Origin of the sequence: Acidovorax sp. Leaf160 (genome assembly GCF_001424265.1) — a bacterium.
GTDB lineage: Bacteria > Pseudomonadota > Gammaproteobacteria > Burkholderiales > Burkholderiaceae_C > Paracidovorax.
The window spans coordinates 142,808-156,006 of sequence record NZ_LMOV01000028.1; the positions used below are offsets into that span (position 1 = coordinate 142,808).

Consider the following 13,199-nt stretch of genomic DNA (forward strand, 5'->3'; position numbering starts at 1 on the left):
CCTCAGGCCTCCGCCAGGGCTTCGTCCCGCGCGGCGGCGCGCTCGCCCATGCTGGTGAGGATCTCCCGCTTGAGCGCCGCGAACGCGGTGCTGGTGCGGTCGCGCGGCTCGGGCAGGTCGATGTCCACCTGCCGCACGATGCGGCCCGGATTGGCGCTCATCACGATGACTTTGCTGCTCAGGAAGATCGCCTCGTCCACGTCGTGGGTCACCAGGATCATGGTCACGCCCTCCGCGCGCCAGATGCGCTGCAGTTCCTCCTGCAGGCGCACGCGTGTGAGCGCGTCGAGGGCCCCCAGAGGCTCGTCGAGCAGCAGCAACTCTGGCTGGCTGACCAGCCCGCGCGCAATCGCGCCGCGCTGCGCCATGCCGCCGGACAGCTCGTGCGGGTAGGCGTGCTCGAAACCCTGCAAACCCACCAGCGCGATGTGCTCGCGAATGGTCTTGCGCTTGGCATCGGGAGAGAGCGGCGCGTTGGACAGGATCAGGCCGATGTTCTGCTCGAGCGTGAGCCAGGGCAGCAGCCGGTGGTCCTGGAAGACGATGCCACGCGATAGGCTGGTGCCCGTGATGCGTTCGCCGTGCAGGCGCAACCGTCCCTGGTATTCGGTATCCAGCCCGGCGATGAGCCGCAGCAGCGTGGACTTGCCGCAGCCACTAGGCCCCACGAGGGAGACGAAGGCGCCGGGCTCTACGGTGAAACTTGCATCCACCAGCACATCCAGGCGCGGACGGCCGGGTGTGGCGAAGCTCTTGGAAACGGCCTCGACTTCGAGGCGACCGGTTGCGGCCATGGAGAATCCTTAGAAGTGGGGAAACTGAAAACTGGCGCCGTCCCATGCCGCGAAGCAGCCCAGGCCGGCGGACGCCGTGGAACGTGCTTCTCCCAGCCTGTGGCGTCGTCCCAGGGGCTTTTTCTGCACGAACCGAGCCGAAAGCGCGCCCTGCAGCGCTGCAAACTGCCCGATGCCGCAGATGCGCACGGCGCGTCGGTGCGTCGGTGCGTGCAAAGGCTCCTCAGGGAGAAAGCGTTGCAGGCGGCTCAGGGGGCCTATCCCTCATAACCCTGTTTCCACCGCAGCACGCGCCGCTGTAAAAAATACATCGAGCGGTCAATGGCGAAGCCCACCAGGCCGATCACCACCATGCACACCAGCAGCTGGTCGGTCAACAGCAGCCCCTGCGCGCGGAAGATCAGGAAGCCCAGGCCCTCCAGCCCGCTGAGGCCTTCGGACACCACCACCAGTGCCCAGGCCAGGCCCGCCGCGTAGCGCAGCGAGACCATGATGTTCGGCGTGGCGGCCGGCAGGACGATGCGGCGCACAAGCTGCCAGCGCGTGAGCGTCATCACCTGGGCCAGGTCGATGTAGTTGCGGTCCACATTGCGAATGCCCTGCAGCGTGTTCAGGAACACGGGGAAGAACACCGACTTGGCGATCACCAGCACCTTGGCCGGCGCGCCCAGACCCAGCCAGAGCACGATGAGCGGCAGCCACGCGATGCCGGGGATGTGCCGAATGATGTCGAAGGTGGGCGAGAAGAACCGTTCCACCCGCTGCGACAGCCCCGCCGCGATGCCCAGCGCTATCGCGGCTCCCGCGCCGAAAAAGAACCCCAGCGAGACGATCTTGAGGCTGGCCAGGAAGTCCAGTGCCAGATCTTGCGAGACCACCATGGTGACGAAGGCCTTCGCCACCGCCGCCGGGGCGGGCAGGAAAACGGCATCCACCCAGCCCTGGCTCGAAGCCGTCTGCCACAGCGCCAGGACGATCGCGGGCAGCGCCAAACCGATGGCATTGCGCCGCCGCAGCACGGCGCGCAACCGGCTCGAGATCGAGTCAGCTGTGGCGGGGGCCGGGGTTTGGGACGGGGAAGGAAGCGTGTGCGCCAGCGTGTTCATCGGTAGGCCCTGGTTGCCGACTTCAGCGGTAGATGGAGTACTTGCCGCCGACGAAGAAGCGGGCATCGACGAAAGCGTCGATCTGCGCGTCGGTCAGCTTGCGCTCGCTCAGCACGTCGTCGCCCTGCGCGATGTACCAGGACTGGAAGGTCTTGATCGCGTTGCGCGTCCGGTCGGCGTTGGGCTCGCCCTGCGTGAACTCCCATTGGCCCAGGTGCGTGATCTGGAACTTGGCCACCTCGAGCGGCACGCGCGTTTCCTTGGCGACGATCTTGGAGGCCTCGTCCACGTTGTCCAGCGTCCATGCCATGGTGCGTTCGCGCGAGGCCAGGAAGGCCTTGACCACCTCGGGGTACTTGTTCACGAATTCGCGGCGCGCGAAATACGTGATGCGGCCCGCGTGGTTGATGTAGACACCGTCATCCGGCGGATGTCCCACCACCTTGAACTTACCCGAGAGCCAGGCGCCCGCGGCGTTGCCCGCCGCCAGGTGAACGGTGGTGGCGTCGGTGGCGCCCGAGAGCACGGCCGACAGCGCGACAGACACGTTGTCGATGGATTCGTAGCGCACCCGGCCCTGCTTGCCACGCGAGTCCAGCGGCAGGCCGACGGATTGCAGCGCCTCGGTGGGCGCGGACCAGTAGCAGCTGATGCGGCTGCTGCCGAACTTCTTGCCATCCAGGTCGGCCAGCTTGTTGATCTGCTCATTGCTGGCGCGCGCAATCACCGGCGCGCGGTAACGGTTGGAAGGCTCCGACGCCCAGATGATGACGCCGTCGAGCCCATTGGCGCGGTGCACGGTGGCCGGATAAATCATGCGCTGCGCGATCGCGATGGCGCCCTTGTTCACGGCTGCCGTCTCGGCGCCGATCAGATCGGCGCCGCCGGAAGCGATCAGGTTGACCTCCTTGGTGCCGATCTTGTCGAACTCTTCCTTGAAGATGCCTTTAGAGCGCGCTACCACGGTCCAGGGCGAGAGCTGCAGGTTGATCGAGGGCAGCGTCTCCGCGGCTGCGGCCGACATGGCACCGTGCAGGCCCAAGACCGCGATGGCGACGGCGCACAGCCCGCGCAGGCGGCTGGGGAGGCGGGGGTTCATCAGTTCAGGCTCGGTCATGCGTTCTCTCCGGTGGGTGGAATGGCGGCGCCAAGGGGTATGGCAACCGTCGAATGGAGCGCCATTGTTGGAAGCGCGAAGGGCTGAAGACAACGAACCGAACTTAGTAACCATATTTGGAAATCGCTGCACCGCGAGGGTGGCGGCTTTCCATAATTCGCGGCACTTTCCCAATGCCTGCGTCCCCCCGCACCGTCCTGCATGAATGCCGCGCTCCACCCCTCCCTGGAAGACAGCCTGTCTCTGTTGATCGAAGAACTGCGCCACAGCGCCGTGGAGCGGGACCGCGCGGGCGGCCATGCCGCCGAGGAGAAGGAGCGCATCCGTGAGGCCGGCTTGTTGCGCCTGTCGATTCCGCCCGGGTACGGCGGACTGGGCCTGCCTTGGCCCGGGATCTACCGTATCGTGCGGCGCGTCGCGGCGGTGGACAGCGCGCTCGCGCACCTGCTGGCCTTTCACCACTTGCAGGTGGCCACGGTGCTGATCTACGGCGACGAGGACCAGCGCCGGCGCTGGCTCACGCGCACCATCGAAGAGGGCGGCTGGTGGGGCAACGCCGTGAACCCGCGCGACACGCGCCTGGTCGCCACCGACACGGCGCAGGGCTACCAGCTCGACGGCGCCAAGGGTTTCTGCTCCGGCACGCGCGGCTCCCGGTTCCTGACCCTGTCGGCGCGCCATGCGGCCAGCCACGACGTGGTGCTGGGCATCGTGGAGACGCAGCAGCCCGGCATCACCGTGCACGACGACTGGGACCCGATCGGCCAGCGGCAGACCGACAGCGGCTCGGTCGGTTTCAAGCACGTGCCGCTGCGCCGCGAAGACGTGCTGCGCGCCCATGGCGCCACACCGACCGCCGCCCACACACTGCGCAATTGCTTTGCCCAACTGGTGCTGGTCAACCTCTACCTGGGCATCGCCATCGGCGCGCTCGAGGAGGCTCGTGTGTACCTGCACCGCGAGGGGCGACCCTGGATCGCCGCGCCGGTGGATCACGCCAGCAAAGACCCCTACACGCTACAACGCGTGGGCGAGCTGCACGTGCAGATCAGCGCCGCGACCGCGCTGGCCGAGCGCGCGGCGCTCAGCGTGCAGGCCGCCTACGAACGCGGTGAACAGCTCACCCCGCAGGAGCGCGGCGAGGCCGCCATCGCCGTGGCCGAGGCAAAGGTGATGGCGCACCGCGCAGGGCTGCAGGCCGGGCAGGAACTGTTCGAAGTGGTCGGCGCACGGGGCACGCGCGCAAGCCTGGGCTATGACCGCTTCTGGCGCAACGTCCGCACGCACACGCTGCATGACCCGCTGGATTACAAGCTCAACGCACTGGGGCGCTGGGCGCTCAACGGCGAGCTGCCCTCGCCCGACCAATACAACTGACACAACTGACATGTCACGCGCACGCTCCCTCCGTTCCTGGTGGCCCGGCGCCGTCGCGTCCACCCTGGTGGCGGCAGCGGCTCTGGGCGCCGCCGTGCTGCGCCCGCTGCTGGCGGCGCCATCCCCCGAGACGCCGCCCGCGGCCTCCCGGCAGGTGCTGCGCGTCGGCGTGCCTGAAGGCGCGCTGCGGTATGCCAACGGGCTGCGCGACTACACCGGCAACGGGCTGGAGCCCGCCTTCGCACAGGATTTGGCCGCCGCGCTGGGCGCGGAACTGGAGTTGGTGCCGCTGGCGCCGTTCGGCGCGGCGCAGGCGCTGCACGATGGACGCGTCGATCTGGCCCTGTCGCGAGACGAGGCCGGCTCCGGCAATGTGGCGCTGCTGCCGACGGGGCTGCGCAGCGGCGTGAGCGTGGCAATGCGGTCGGACACGCCGGTGCGCGCGTGGAGCGACCTGTCGGGCCGAGCGCTGTGCGCCACGCAGGGCCATGTGCGCGCGCAGGCCGCCGCTGCCGGCGTGCGGGGGCAGCTGCGGACATTCGCAGCCCCCGCCCAGGCGCTGGCTGCCGTGCGCACGGGCGAGTGCGACGCGGCGCTGATCGACCGCGCGCAGCTCGACGCGCTGTTCCAACGCCCCGAATGGCACAAGTTCTCCGCCACGCTGGCACCGGTCGAAGTGGCTGAACTGTCGGTGCTGGCGCGGGCCGATTTGTCCCAGATCCAGACGGTGCGCGAAGCGGCGCGGGAGCTGGGCAGCGCAGCGCAGTGGCGACAGCGCGCGCAGCAGTGGGCGGCCAACATGGCGTTCGAGGTGTATTTCGATCAGGTGGGGCCGGATTGCCATTGAGCCTCAAGCGCCTTGCGGCCTGGACGCTTGCCACGGTCCACCTGCTCTTGCAGGCGCAACCGCCCGGTGAAGCGACCTTTTCCTTGCGCCAGGCCTACACCCAGCCGTCGGCTCTCTGGCCTGCGCCGTGGCTCGACCCGGGCGTCGCCTTCACCGAACTCGCACCTGCTTTCATTCCCGCATCCACCCCCGCCCAGCGCCGACAAGCCGCCGTGGGCCAGCGCCTGTTCCTTGATCCCCGCCTGTCCGCCAGTGGCACTATCGCCTGTGCGAGCTGCCACCGGCCGGACCAGGGCTGGACGGTGAACACGCCCCTCGCCATCGGCCACATGGGCGAGCCGAGTCGTCGCAACCCGACAGCGCTGCACACGGCGGCCGCCCGTACCCGCTGGGGCTGGGACGGCAGCGGCACTTCGCTGGCCGGTCGCTCCCTTGCTCCTCTGAACGACCCTGCAGAAATGGGCCTTGCCTCCCTGGAGGACGCCGTGGCCCGTGCGGGCCTGCCCTCCGTGCAGGCCCTGGGCGAGGCTCTGGCCGCCTACCTGCGCACCCTGGACACACCCACCCGTTTCGACCGCTTCCTGCGCGGCGACGGCACCGCGCTCAGCGACCAGGAGATCCGCGGCCTGCACCTCTTTCGCACCGAGGCGCGCTGCATCAACTGCCACCACGGCCCGCTGCTGACCGACGAGCGGTTCCACAACTTGAGGATTTCGTCTTTCGGCGAGCGCTCGCAGGACCTGGGGCGCTACGCGGTCACGGGCCGCTGCGAGGACGCAGGCGCCTTCCGCACGCCCAGCCTGCGCCACGTTGGGCAGACCGGACCGTACATGCACAACGGTTTGTTCCGGACTCTGGAGGGCGTGATCCACTTGTACGCGCGCGGCGGCGGCGAGGTGCGGGCCCGCAATGCCAAGGAGGCGGCGCATCCGCTGTTCCCGTGCGCGTCACGGCTGTCGCCGCACATTCGCCCGCTGGCACTCACGCCCGGGGACGTGGAGGCGTTGCGGGCGTTCCTGCTGGCGCTTTGACCGGGAAACGTGCTGATCCGGCCTTCCCCCCCCCACCAGGCATGCGGTGAAGATTGAGCCATCAGCGCTTGCTGAATGCAAAAACGTCGAGAGCCATAGAGCGAACGGCGGCATCCCGAGAGCGCGGACAATACCGCCCATGCAGCCCACCCATCTACCCGATATCGCCCGTGCACTGCCCAAGGCCTGGCATTCCACCATCGTCGGCCGGGCGGCCGGCTCCCAGGTGAAGGTTCTGCGCATGGACGACCGGGCCTACCCCGACGAAGTGCACGACTTCGACGAAGCCCTGCTGGTGATCGACGGCTGCATGCTGCTGGAGTCCAAAGGTCAGGTGCAGCGCGTGGAGGCCGGCTGCATGGTCATCGTGCCGGCCGGCCTGCCGCACGCAGTGGCGCCGGGCAGCCACGGCACGCTGGTGATCATCGACCGGTGAGGATAATCCCCCCATGCACATCCGCTTCACCAAGATGCAGGGCGCGGGCAACGACTTCGTCGTGCTCGACGAGACCCAGGGCCGCCTGGGCCTGACCCCTGCGCAGTACCGGTTCCTGGCCGACCGCCACTTCGGCGTGGGCGCCGACCAGATCCTCACCGTGCGTCCGTCGCCGGCCGAGGGCATCGACTTCGAATACGTGATCCACAACGCCGACGGCGGCGAAGTGGAGCAGTGCGGCAACGGCGCGCGCTGCTTTGCCCGCTACGTGCGCGACAAGGGCCTGACCGACAAGGAGGCGCTGCGCGTGCAGACCGTCAAGGGCGTGATCTCTCCCCGGCTCACGCCCGATGGCCGGGTGACGGTGGACATGGGCCGCCCGCGCTTCGCGCCGGCCGAGATACCGTTCGACGCCGCGGGCCTGACGCCCGTGGCCCAGGGCTCTGGGGAAAAATGGCCGCTGGCGCTTAATAACACTGAACATGATGCTACTATTTTTGTAGCAATTGCCTCCATGGGCAACCCGCATGCGGTGCAGCTGGTGGACGACGTGGACACCGCGCCCGTCGCCACCGTCGGCCCGCTGGTCGAGCGCCATGCCCGCTTTCCGCAGCGCGTGAATGCCGGCTTCCTGCAGATCGTGAGCCGCGGCGAGGTGCGCCTGCGCGTGTTCGAGCGCGGCACCGGCGAGACGCTGGCCTGCGGCACGGGCGCGTGCGCGGCCGTGGTCTCCGGCATTCGCCTGGGGCTGCTGGATGCGCGGGTGGACGTGCACACGCGCGGCGGCCTGCTCACCATCGCCTGGGCCGGCGGTGCCGATGACGCGGTCTTCATGACCGGCCCCGCCACCACGGTCTTCGAAGGCCAGATCGATATTCCCGACACACCATGACCCAGTCCGCCATTCCTGCTTCTTCCCTGTCCTCTTCGTCCGCTTCGTCCGCTTCGTCCGCTTCGTCGGCCTCCGCCGTGCCGCCCATCACCGAGGACGACATCGCCGAGTTCCTGCAGCAGACGCCCGGCTTCTTCGAGCGCCACGCCGAAGTGCTGGCCAGCGTCACCTTCACCAGCCCGCACGGCCACCGCGCCGTCAGCCTGCAGGAACGCCAGGCCGAGATGCTGCGCGAGAAGATCAAGGCGCTGGAGCAGCGCGTGATGGAGATGGTGCGCAACGGCAACGAGAACGGCCACATCGCGCAGAAGCTCCATCAGTGGTCGCGCGAGCTGGCTGCCGTGAAAGACCCGCATGCCCTGCCCGGCGCGGTGACCGAGGGCCTGCGCCGCCTGTTCGACGTGCCCCAGACGGCCATGCGCATGTGGGAGGTGGCGCCCCCGTTCCAGACCGCCGCGTGGTGCGGCGCCAGCCCGGACGCGCGCGCTTTCGCCACGTCGCTCACGGCGCCCTTCTGCGGCGCCAACCTGGGCTTCGAGCCCACCGCCTGGCTGCCCGAAGCGGCGCAGGTGCAGTCGCTCGCGCTGCTGCCCCTGCGCGATGGCGCGCTGGACGGCGAATCGCCCGCCTTCGGCCTGCTGGTGCTGGGCTCGCCCGATGCCCAGCGCTTCACTGCCGAGATGGGCACCGACTTCCTGGTGCGCATCGCCGAGCTGGCGAGCGGCGCACTGTCGCGCCTGCGCTGAAGCGCCACCGGCCGGGGCCGACATGACCACCGCCCAGGCCGATCCCGGCACGGCAGCCCGGCCACCCGCCCCGCTGCCACCCGAGGCGCTACGCTACCTGGAGCACGTGCGCGTCGAAAAACGCCTGGCAGCCCGCACGCTCACCCTCTACACCCTTGACCTGGAACGGCTGGCCCGCCACGCCGCGGACTTGGGCGTGCCACTGCTGCAGCTCTCCACCGCGCACATCCGCCGCTTCGTCGCGCAGATGCATTCGGCGGGGCGCAGCGGGCGCGGCATTGCGCTGATCCTCTCCGGCTGGCGAGGCTTCTTCACCTGGGCGGGCCGGCAGGGCCTGGTGCCGCACAACCCGGTGCTGGACGTGCGCGCGCCCAAGGCGCCCAAGCCCCTGCCGAAGGCGCTGCCGGTGGACGACGCAGTGCGCCTGGCCGAACACGAGCATGCCGGCGGCGGCCCCTGGCTGGAGGCGCGCGACGCCGCCATGGTGGAGCTGCTCTACGGCTGCGGCCTGCGCGTGGGCGAACTGGTGGGGCTGGACGCCGTGCCGGGCCCGGACACGCAGCGTGCCGGCCGGGGGTGGATCGACCTGCAGGCGGGCGAGGCCCATGTCTTCGGCAAGGGGTCGAAGCGGCGCAGCGTGCCCGTGGGCAGCGCGGCCATCACCGCGCTGCAGGCCTGGCTGGCCCAGCGCGCGCTGCCGTTCGGCGGTGCGGCGTCGGCCCGGCTGGACGCGGCGCTCTTCGTCGGCCAGCGCGGCGCGCGGCTCGCCGCGCAGTCGGTGTGGCTGCGCCTGCGCCAGCGCAGCCAGGTGGCCGGCCTGACCACGCCGGTGCATCCGCACATGCTGCGGCATTCCTTCGCCAGCCACCTGCTGCAGTCCAGCGGGGACCTGCGCGCGGTGCAGGAACTGCTGGGCCACGCCAACATCACCACCACGCAGGTCTACACGCGGCTGGATTTTCAGCACCTGGCCAAGGTGTACGACGCGGCCCACCCGCGCGCCCGGCGCAAGCGGGAAGACGGCAGCAGCGACTGAGACCCGCGCAGCCGTGGGCTGCGCCCGGCCAGGGGCTGATGGAAAAAAGTGTGAAGCGCGCCGATAAGCCGGATTCTGTGCACCCGGTTGCCCGGGTGTGACCGCCATTACTCTGGGCCGGGGGTCGCCCACCCGGCTCGATGCTACCTACCCGCCAGCTCTGCGGAACCACATCAACGCTGGCCTACTTGGTATTGCTGCGCGTAGAGATTGCCCGTTTCACCCCGAGCGGAACTTGTCCGCCCGGGGTGGCTGTGCGGACCCGGCTTTCGCCGGGTTCGGACAGCTCGCGCTGCCTTCTCGCCAGCTTGCGCTGGCGCCTCACAGAACACTCCGAAGCGGGCTCCCACTCGGACTCGTCTCTGTTGCTCTGATCCTCACCTCACGGTGGGCAGCCGTTAGCTGCTACGCTGTCCTGTGCAGTCCGGACGTTCCTCCAGTGCCAAGTTTCCCATATGGCACCAGCGACGGTCTGGCGTGCTTCACGGCGCGCATTATCCCATTCGGCCGGGCCGGCGCGGGCGAGGCGGCCCGCAACCCCTGCCGCTGGGCATAACCATATTGCCGGGCGGCACATCGGCTGGCCCACAATGGCTGCCGTTTCCCGTTCGCTTTCCACCCACCCTTCTTTCTTCCTTCCTTCTTTTCGGAGATGCCATGCTCGTACAGAACATCCTGCAAACCATCGGCAACACGCCCCATGTGCGCATCAACCGCCTTTTCGGCGCCGGCGCCAACGTGTGGGTGAAATCCGAGCGCAGCAATCCGGGCGGCTCGATCAAGGACCGCATCGCGCTGGCGATGGTGGAAGACGCCGAGCGCAGCGGCACGCTGCAGCCCGGGGGCACCATCATCGAGCCGACCTCGGGCAACACCGGCATCGGCCTGGCGCTGGTCGCGGCCGTGAAGGGCTACAAGCTGATCCTGGTGATGCCCGAGAGCATGAGCCTCGAGCGCCGCCGCCTGATGCTGGCCTACGGCGCCACGTTCGACCTGACGCCCAAGGAAAAAGGCATGAAAGGCGCCATCGCCCGCGCGCAGGAACTCGCCGCCAGCATCCCTGGCGCCTGGGTGCCGCAACAGTTCGAGAATCCGGCCAACATCGACGTGCACGTGCGCACCACGGCGCAGGAGATCCTGGCCGACTTCCCCGAGGGGCTGGACGCGATCATCACCGGCGTGGGCACGGGCGGCCACATCAGCGGGGTCGGCCGGGTGCTGAAGGCCCGGTTCCCGCAACTGCGGGTGTTCGCGGTGGAGCCGGTGGCCTCGCCCGTCATCTCCGGCGGGCAGCCCGGGCCCCATCCCATCCAGGGTATCGGCGCGGGCTTCGTGCCCGCCAACCTGGACATCGGCGTGCTGGATGGCGTGATCCAGGTCGATGCCGAACCGGCCCGCGAATACGCCCGCCGCGCGGCGCGTGAAGAAGGCCTGCTGGTGGGCATTTCCTCCGGCGCCACGCTGGCGGCCATCGCGCAGAAGCTGCCCGAGCTGCAAGCCGGCGCCAAGGTGCTGGGCTTCAACTACGACACCGGCGAACGCTACCTGTCGGTGGAAGGCTTCCTGCCTGCCTGACCGGGCCGCCCGCCAGCCCTGACCGACCCACCCGGGGCCGCCCGCGCGCGGCCCCGGGGCGTTTCCGGCATGCAGCGTCAAGGGGTCGGCCACCCGTCCTACAGGGCCTGGAAGGGTCATTTTGGAACAATCGACCACCGCAGACAGCCCGCCCTTTTGGCGACGCACCTGCCACCTTTTGCGATCGAACTGATGGACACAGCCACCCCAAAGCCCATTGCGTTCAAGGTGCTGACCGTGAACGTCCACAAGGGTTTCACGAGCTTCAACCGCCGCTTCATGCTGCACGAGCTGCGCGACGCCGTACGCGAGGTGTCGGCGGACCTGGTCTTCCTGCAGGAAGTGCTGGGAACGCACCACAAGCATGCCGGCCGCGTGGAGAACTTCCCGCAGGAGCCGCACTACGAATTCCTGGCCGACACGATCTGGCAGCAACACGCCTATGGCCGCAACGCGGTGTACGACAACGGCCACCACGGCAATGCCCTGCTGTCGAAGTTCCCCATCACCCATTACGAGAACCACGACATCTCGGTGACCGGCCCCGAGCGGCGCGGGATGCTGCACTGCGTGCTGCAGCCGCCGGGCAGCCCCACGCCGGTGCACGCCATCTGCGTGCATCTGGGCCTGCAGGAGGCGCACCGCCAGCGGCAGCTGCGCCGCATCTGCGACCTGGTGGCCACGTTCGACCCCGAGGAGCCGGTGGTGCTGGCGGGCGACTTCAACGACTGGCGGGGCCGGGCCCACGAGGTGCTCAAGAAGGGCGCCGGCCTCCACGAGGTGTTCATGCAGGGCGGCCGCAAGGCGGTGCGCACCTTTCCGGCGTCCATGCCGCTGCTGCCGCTGGACCGGATCTACGTGCGCAACGCCGCGGTGCTGACGCCCGTGACGCTGCCCCGCAAACCCTGGGACCGGCTTTCCGACCACGCGCCGCTGGCGGCGGAGATCGCGCTGTGAGCGGCCCTTCCGCCACACCGTCGAGCGCGGCGCGCAACCAGCGCGGCGCGAACAGCCGCTGGGTGCCAGGCAACGACTTCGACCTGCTGGAAAACGGCGAGGAGTTCTTTCCCCGCGTGTTCGAGGCGATTCGCGCCGCCCGGCGCGAGGTGTGGCTGGAAACCTTCATCCTCTTTGAGGACAAGATCGGCCTGCAGCTGCACGCCGCCGTGCTGGAAGCCGCCCGGCGCGGCGTGACCGTGCACATGCTGGTGGACGGCTTCGGCTCGCCCGACCTGTCCGACCGCTTCGTGGGCGAGCTGGTGGAGGCCGGCGTGCATTTCCGCATCTTCGATCCGGGCCGCCAGCTCTTCGGCCAGCGGCTGAACGTGCTGCGCCGCATGCACCGCAAGATCGTGGTGATCGACGGCGAGCGCGCCTTCATCGGCGGCATCAATTATTCGGCCGACCATGTGGCCGATTTCGGCCCCGAGGCCAAGCAGGACTATTCCGTCGAGGTGCGCGGCCCGCTGGTGGCACAGATGCACGCCTTCGCGCAGGACGCCGTGGTGCCGCTCAAGCAACGGCGCCGCCTGCGCCAGTTGAACCAGGGCAACGCGTTGGCCGACCGGCCCCACGCCGGGCCGGCCCAGGCCATCTTCGTCACCCGCGACAACCACAACCACACCAACGACATCGAGCGGCACTACCGCATCGCGTTGCGGTCGGCGCGCCACCGCGTGGTGATCGCCAATGCCTATTTCTTCCCAGGCTACCGGTTCGTGCGCGAATTGCGCCGGGCCGCGCAGCGCGGCGTGGACGTGCGGCTGATCCTGCAGGGCCAGCCCGACATGCCCATTGTCAAGACCGCCGCCGGCCTGCTGTACGACCACCTGCTGCGCGCCGGCGTGCGCATCTACGAATATTGCGACCGGCCGCTGCACGGCAAGGTGGCGCTGGTGGACGACGAGTGGTCCACCGTGGGGTCGAGCAACCTCGACCCCTTGAGCCTGTCCCTCAATCTGGAGGCCAACGTCATCATCCGTGACGCGGGCTTCAACGCGCGGCTGTACGAACGGCTGGCACACCTGATGGAGAACAGTTGCAAGCAGGTGGAACCCGAGCCCAAGGGGCGTTGGGAGGGCCTGCGCCTGGTGCGCAGCTACTGCGTGTTCCACCTGATGCGCTGGTTCCCCACCTGGGCGGGCTGGCTGCCGAAACACGAGCCGGAGATTTCCCTGGTGGACCAGGCCGCGTTGGCAGCGGATGTGTCGCAGCGCCCGTCGGGCGCGCAGTGAAGCGCGAG

13 protein-coding genes and 1 other RNA gene are annotated in these 13,199 nt (G+C 69.1%); 10 read left to right on the forward strand and 4 right to left on the reverse strand.

What is annotated here, in order from left to right:
- Positions 1 to 2: 2 nt before the first annotated feature.
- The 3 genes from ASF94_RS19015 to ASF94_RS19030 all read right to left on the reverse strand — a co-directional run bounded on the left by ASF94_RS19015 (position 3) and on the right by ASF94_RS19030 (position 3,017).
- Complete coding sequence (locus ASF94_RS19015) at positions 3 to 794, reverse strand: ABC transporter ATP-binding protein (protein WP_056670239.1); 792 nt, start codon at positions 792 to 794, stop codon at positions 3 to 5.
- A 257-nt stretch (positions 795 to 1,051) separates the two neighbouring features.
- Positions 1,052 to 1,900, reverse strand: coding sequence for an ABC transporter permease (locus ASF94_RS19025; RefSeq protein ID WP_082493420.1), 849 nt, complete (start codon positions 1,898 to 1,900; stop codon positions 1,052 to 1,054).
- A gap of 22 nt (positions 1,901 to 1,922) precedes the next feature.
- Positions 1,923 to 3,017: an ABC transporter substrate-binding protein gene (locus ASF94_RS19030; RefSeq protein ID WP_200933152.1), complete on the reverse strand. Its 1,095-nt coding sequence runs from the start codon at positions 3,015 to 3,017 to the stop codon at positions 1,923 to 1,925.
- A gap of 201 nt (positions 3,018 to 3,218) precedes the next feature.
- On the opposite strand from ASF94_RS19030, the gene ASF94_RS19035 reads away from it, so the two are divergent.
- The 7 genes from ASF94_RS19035 (at position 3,219) to ASF94_RS19065 (ending at position 9,382) form a co-directional block, all read left to right on the forward strand.
- Positions 3,219 to 4,394: an acyl-CoA dehydrogenase family protein gene (locus tag ASF94_RS19035; RefSeq protein ID WP_056670244.1), complete on the forward strand. Its 1,176-nt coding sequence runs from the start codon at positions 3,219 to 3,221 to the stop codon at positions 4,392 to 4,394.
- 10 nt (positions 4,395 to 4,404) lie between these two features.
- Positions 4,405 to 5,241, forward strand: coding sequence for a transporter substrate-binding domain-containing protein (locus ASF94_RS19040; protein WP_056670246.1), 837 nt, complete (start codon positions 4,405 to 4,407; stop codon positions 5,239 to 5,241).
- An 83-nt stretch (positions 5,242 to 5,324) separates the two neighbouring features.
- Positions 5,325 to 6,272 (forward strand): cytochrome-c peroxidase, encoded by a 948-nt coding sequence (locus ASF94_RS19045; RefSeq protein WP_200933154.1) that lies wholly within the window; start codon positions 5,325 to 5,327, stop codon positions 6,270 to 6,272.
- Positions 6,273 to 6,411: 139 nt separating this feature from the next.
- Positions 6,412 to 6,708, forward strand: coding sequence for a cupin domain-containing protein (locus tag ASF94_RS19050; protein ID WP_056670252.1), 297 nt, complete (start codon positions 6,412 to 6,414; stop codon positions 6,706 to 6,708).
- A gap of 13 nt (positions 6,709 to 6,721) precedes the next feature.
- Positions 6,722 to 7,600: a diaminopimelate epimerase gene (gene dapF, locus ASF94_RS19055; RefSeq protein ID WP_056670254.1), complete on the forward strand. Its 879-nt coding sequence runs from the start codon at positions 6,722 to 6,724 to the stop codon at positions 7,598 to 7,600.
- A complete protein-coding gene (locus ASF94_RS19060) occupies positions 7,597 to 8,346 on the forward strand; it encodes a DUF484 family protein (RefSeq protein WP_082493422.1) in 750 nt (249 codons plus the stop codon). The genes dapF and ASF94_RS19060 overlap by 4 nt, the downstream gene beginning before the upstream one ends.
- A gap of 22 nt (positions 8,347 to 8,368) precedes the next feature.
- Complete coding sequence (locus ASF94_RS19065) at positions 8,369 to 9,382, forward strand: tyrosine recombinase XerC (RefSeq protein WP_056670257.1); 1,014 nt, start codon at positions 8,369 to 8,371, stop codon at positions 9,380 to 9,382.
- Positions 9,383 to 9,430: 48 nt separating this feature from the next.
- Here ASF94_RS19065 and rnpB read toward each other — a convergent pair.
- Positions 9,431 to 9,866: RNase P RNA component class A (rnpB, locus tag ASF94_RS19660), an RNA gene on the reverse strand.
- 173 nt (positions 9,867 to 10,039) lie between these two features.
- Here rnpB and cysK point away from each other — a divergent pair.
- The 3 genes from cysK to clsB all read left to right on the forward strand — a co-directional run bounded on the left by cysK (position 10,040) and on the right by clsB (position 13,191).
- The gene (cysK, locus tag ASF94_RS19070; RefSeq protein WP_056670260.1) at positions 10,040 to 10,957 is read left to right on the forward strand and encodes a cysteine synthase A; all 918 of its coding nucleotides are present in this window, start codon (positions 10,040 to 10,042) and stop codon (positions 10,955 to 10,957) included.
- A 192-nt stretch (positions 10,958 to 11,149) separates the two neighbouring features.
- Positions 11,150 to 11,914, forward strand: coding sequence for an endonuclease/exonuclease/phosphatase family protein (locus ASF94_RS19075; protein ID WP_056670619.1), 765 nt, complete (start codon positions 11,150 to 11,152; stop codon positions 11,912 to 11,914).
- Complete coding sequence (gene clsB / locus ASF94_RS19080; protein WP_056670262.1) at positions 11,911 to 13,191, forward strand: cardiolipin synthase ClsB; 1,281 nt, start codon at positions 11,911 to 11,913, stop codon at positions 13,189 to 13,191. The genes ASF94_RS19075 and clsB overlap by 4 nt, the downstream gene beginning before the upstream one ends.
- Positions 13,192 to 13,199: the final 8 nt, after the last annotated feature.

Coding starts and splice junctions, on each gene's coding strand:
- ASF94_RS19015 (WP_056670239.1), bottom strand. CDS start 794: ATGGCCGCAACCGGTCGCCTCGAAGTCGAGGCCGTTTCCAAGAGCTTC.
- ASF94_RS19025 (WP_082493420.1), bottom strand. CDS start 1,900: ATGAACACGCTGGCGCACACGCTTCCTTCCCCGTCCCAAACCCCGGCC.
- ASF94_RS19030 (WP_200933152.1), bottom strand. CDS start 3,017: ATGACCGAGCCTGAACTGATGAACCCCCGCCTCCCCAGCCGCCTGCGC.
- ASF94_RS19035 (WP_056670244.1), top strand. CDS start 3,219: ATGAATGCCGCGCTCCACCCCTCCCTGGAAGACAGCCTGTCTCTGTTG.
- ASF94_RS19040 (WP_056670246.1), top strand. CDS start 4,405: ATGTCACGCGCACGCTCCCTCCGTTCCTGGTGGCCCGGCGCCGTCGCG.
- ASF94_RS19050 (WP_056670252.1), top strand. CDS start 6,412: ATGCAGCCCACCCATCTACCCGATATCGCCCGTGCACTGCCCAAGGCC.
- dapF (WP_056670254.1), top strand. CDS start 6,722: ATGCACATCCGCTTCACCAAGATGCAGGGCGCGGGCAACGACTTCGTC.
- ASF94_RS19060 (WP_082493422.1), top strand. CDS start 7,597: ATGACCCAGTCCGCCATTCCTGCTTCTTCCCTGTCCTCTTCGTCCGCT.
- ASF94_RS19065 (WP_056670257.1), top strand. CDS start 8,369: ATGACCACCGCCCAGGCCGATCCCGGCACGGCAGCCCGGCCACCCGCC.
- cysK (WP_056670260.1), top strand. CDS start 10,040: ATGCTCGTACAGAACATCCTGCAAACCATCGGCAACACGCCCCATGTG.
- ASF94_RS19075 (WP_056670619.1), top strand. CDS start 11,150: ATGGACACAGCCACCCCAAAGCCCATTGCGTTCAAGGTGCTGACCGTG.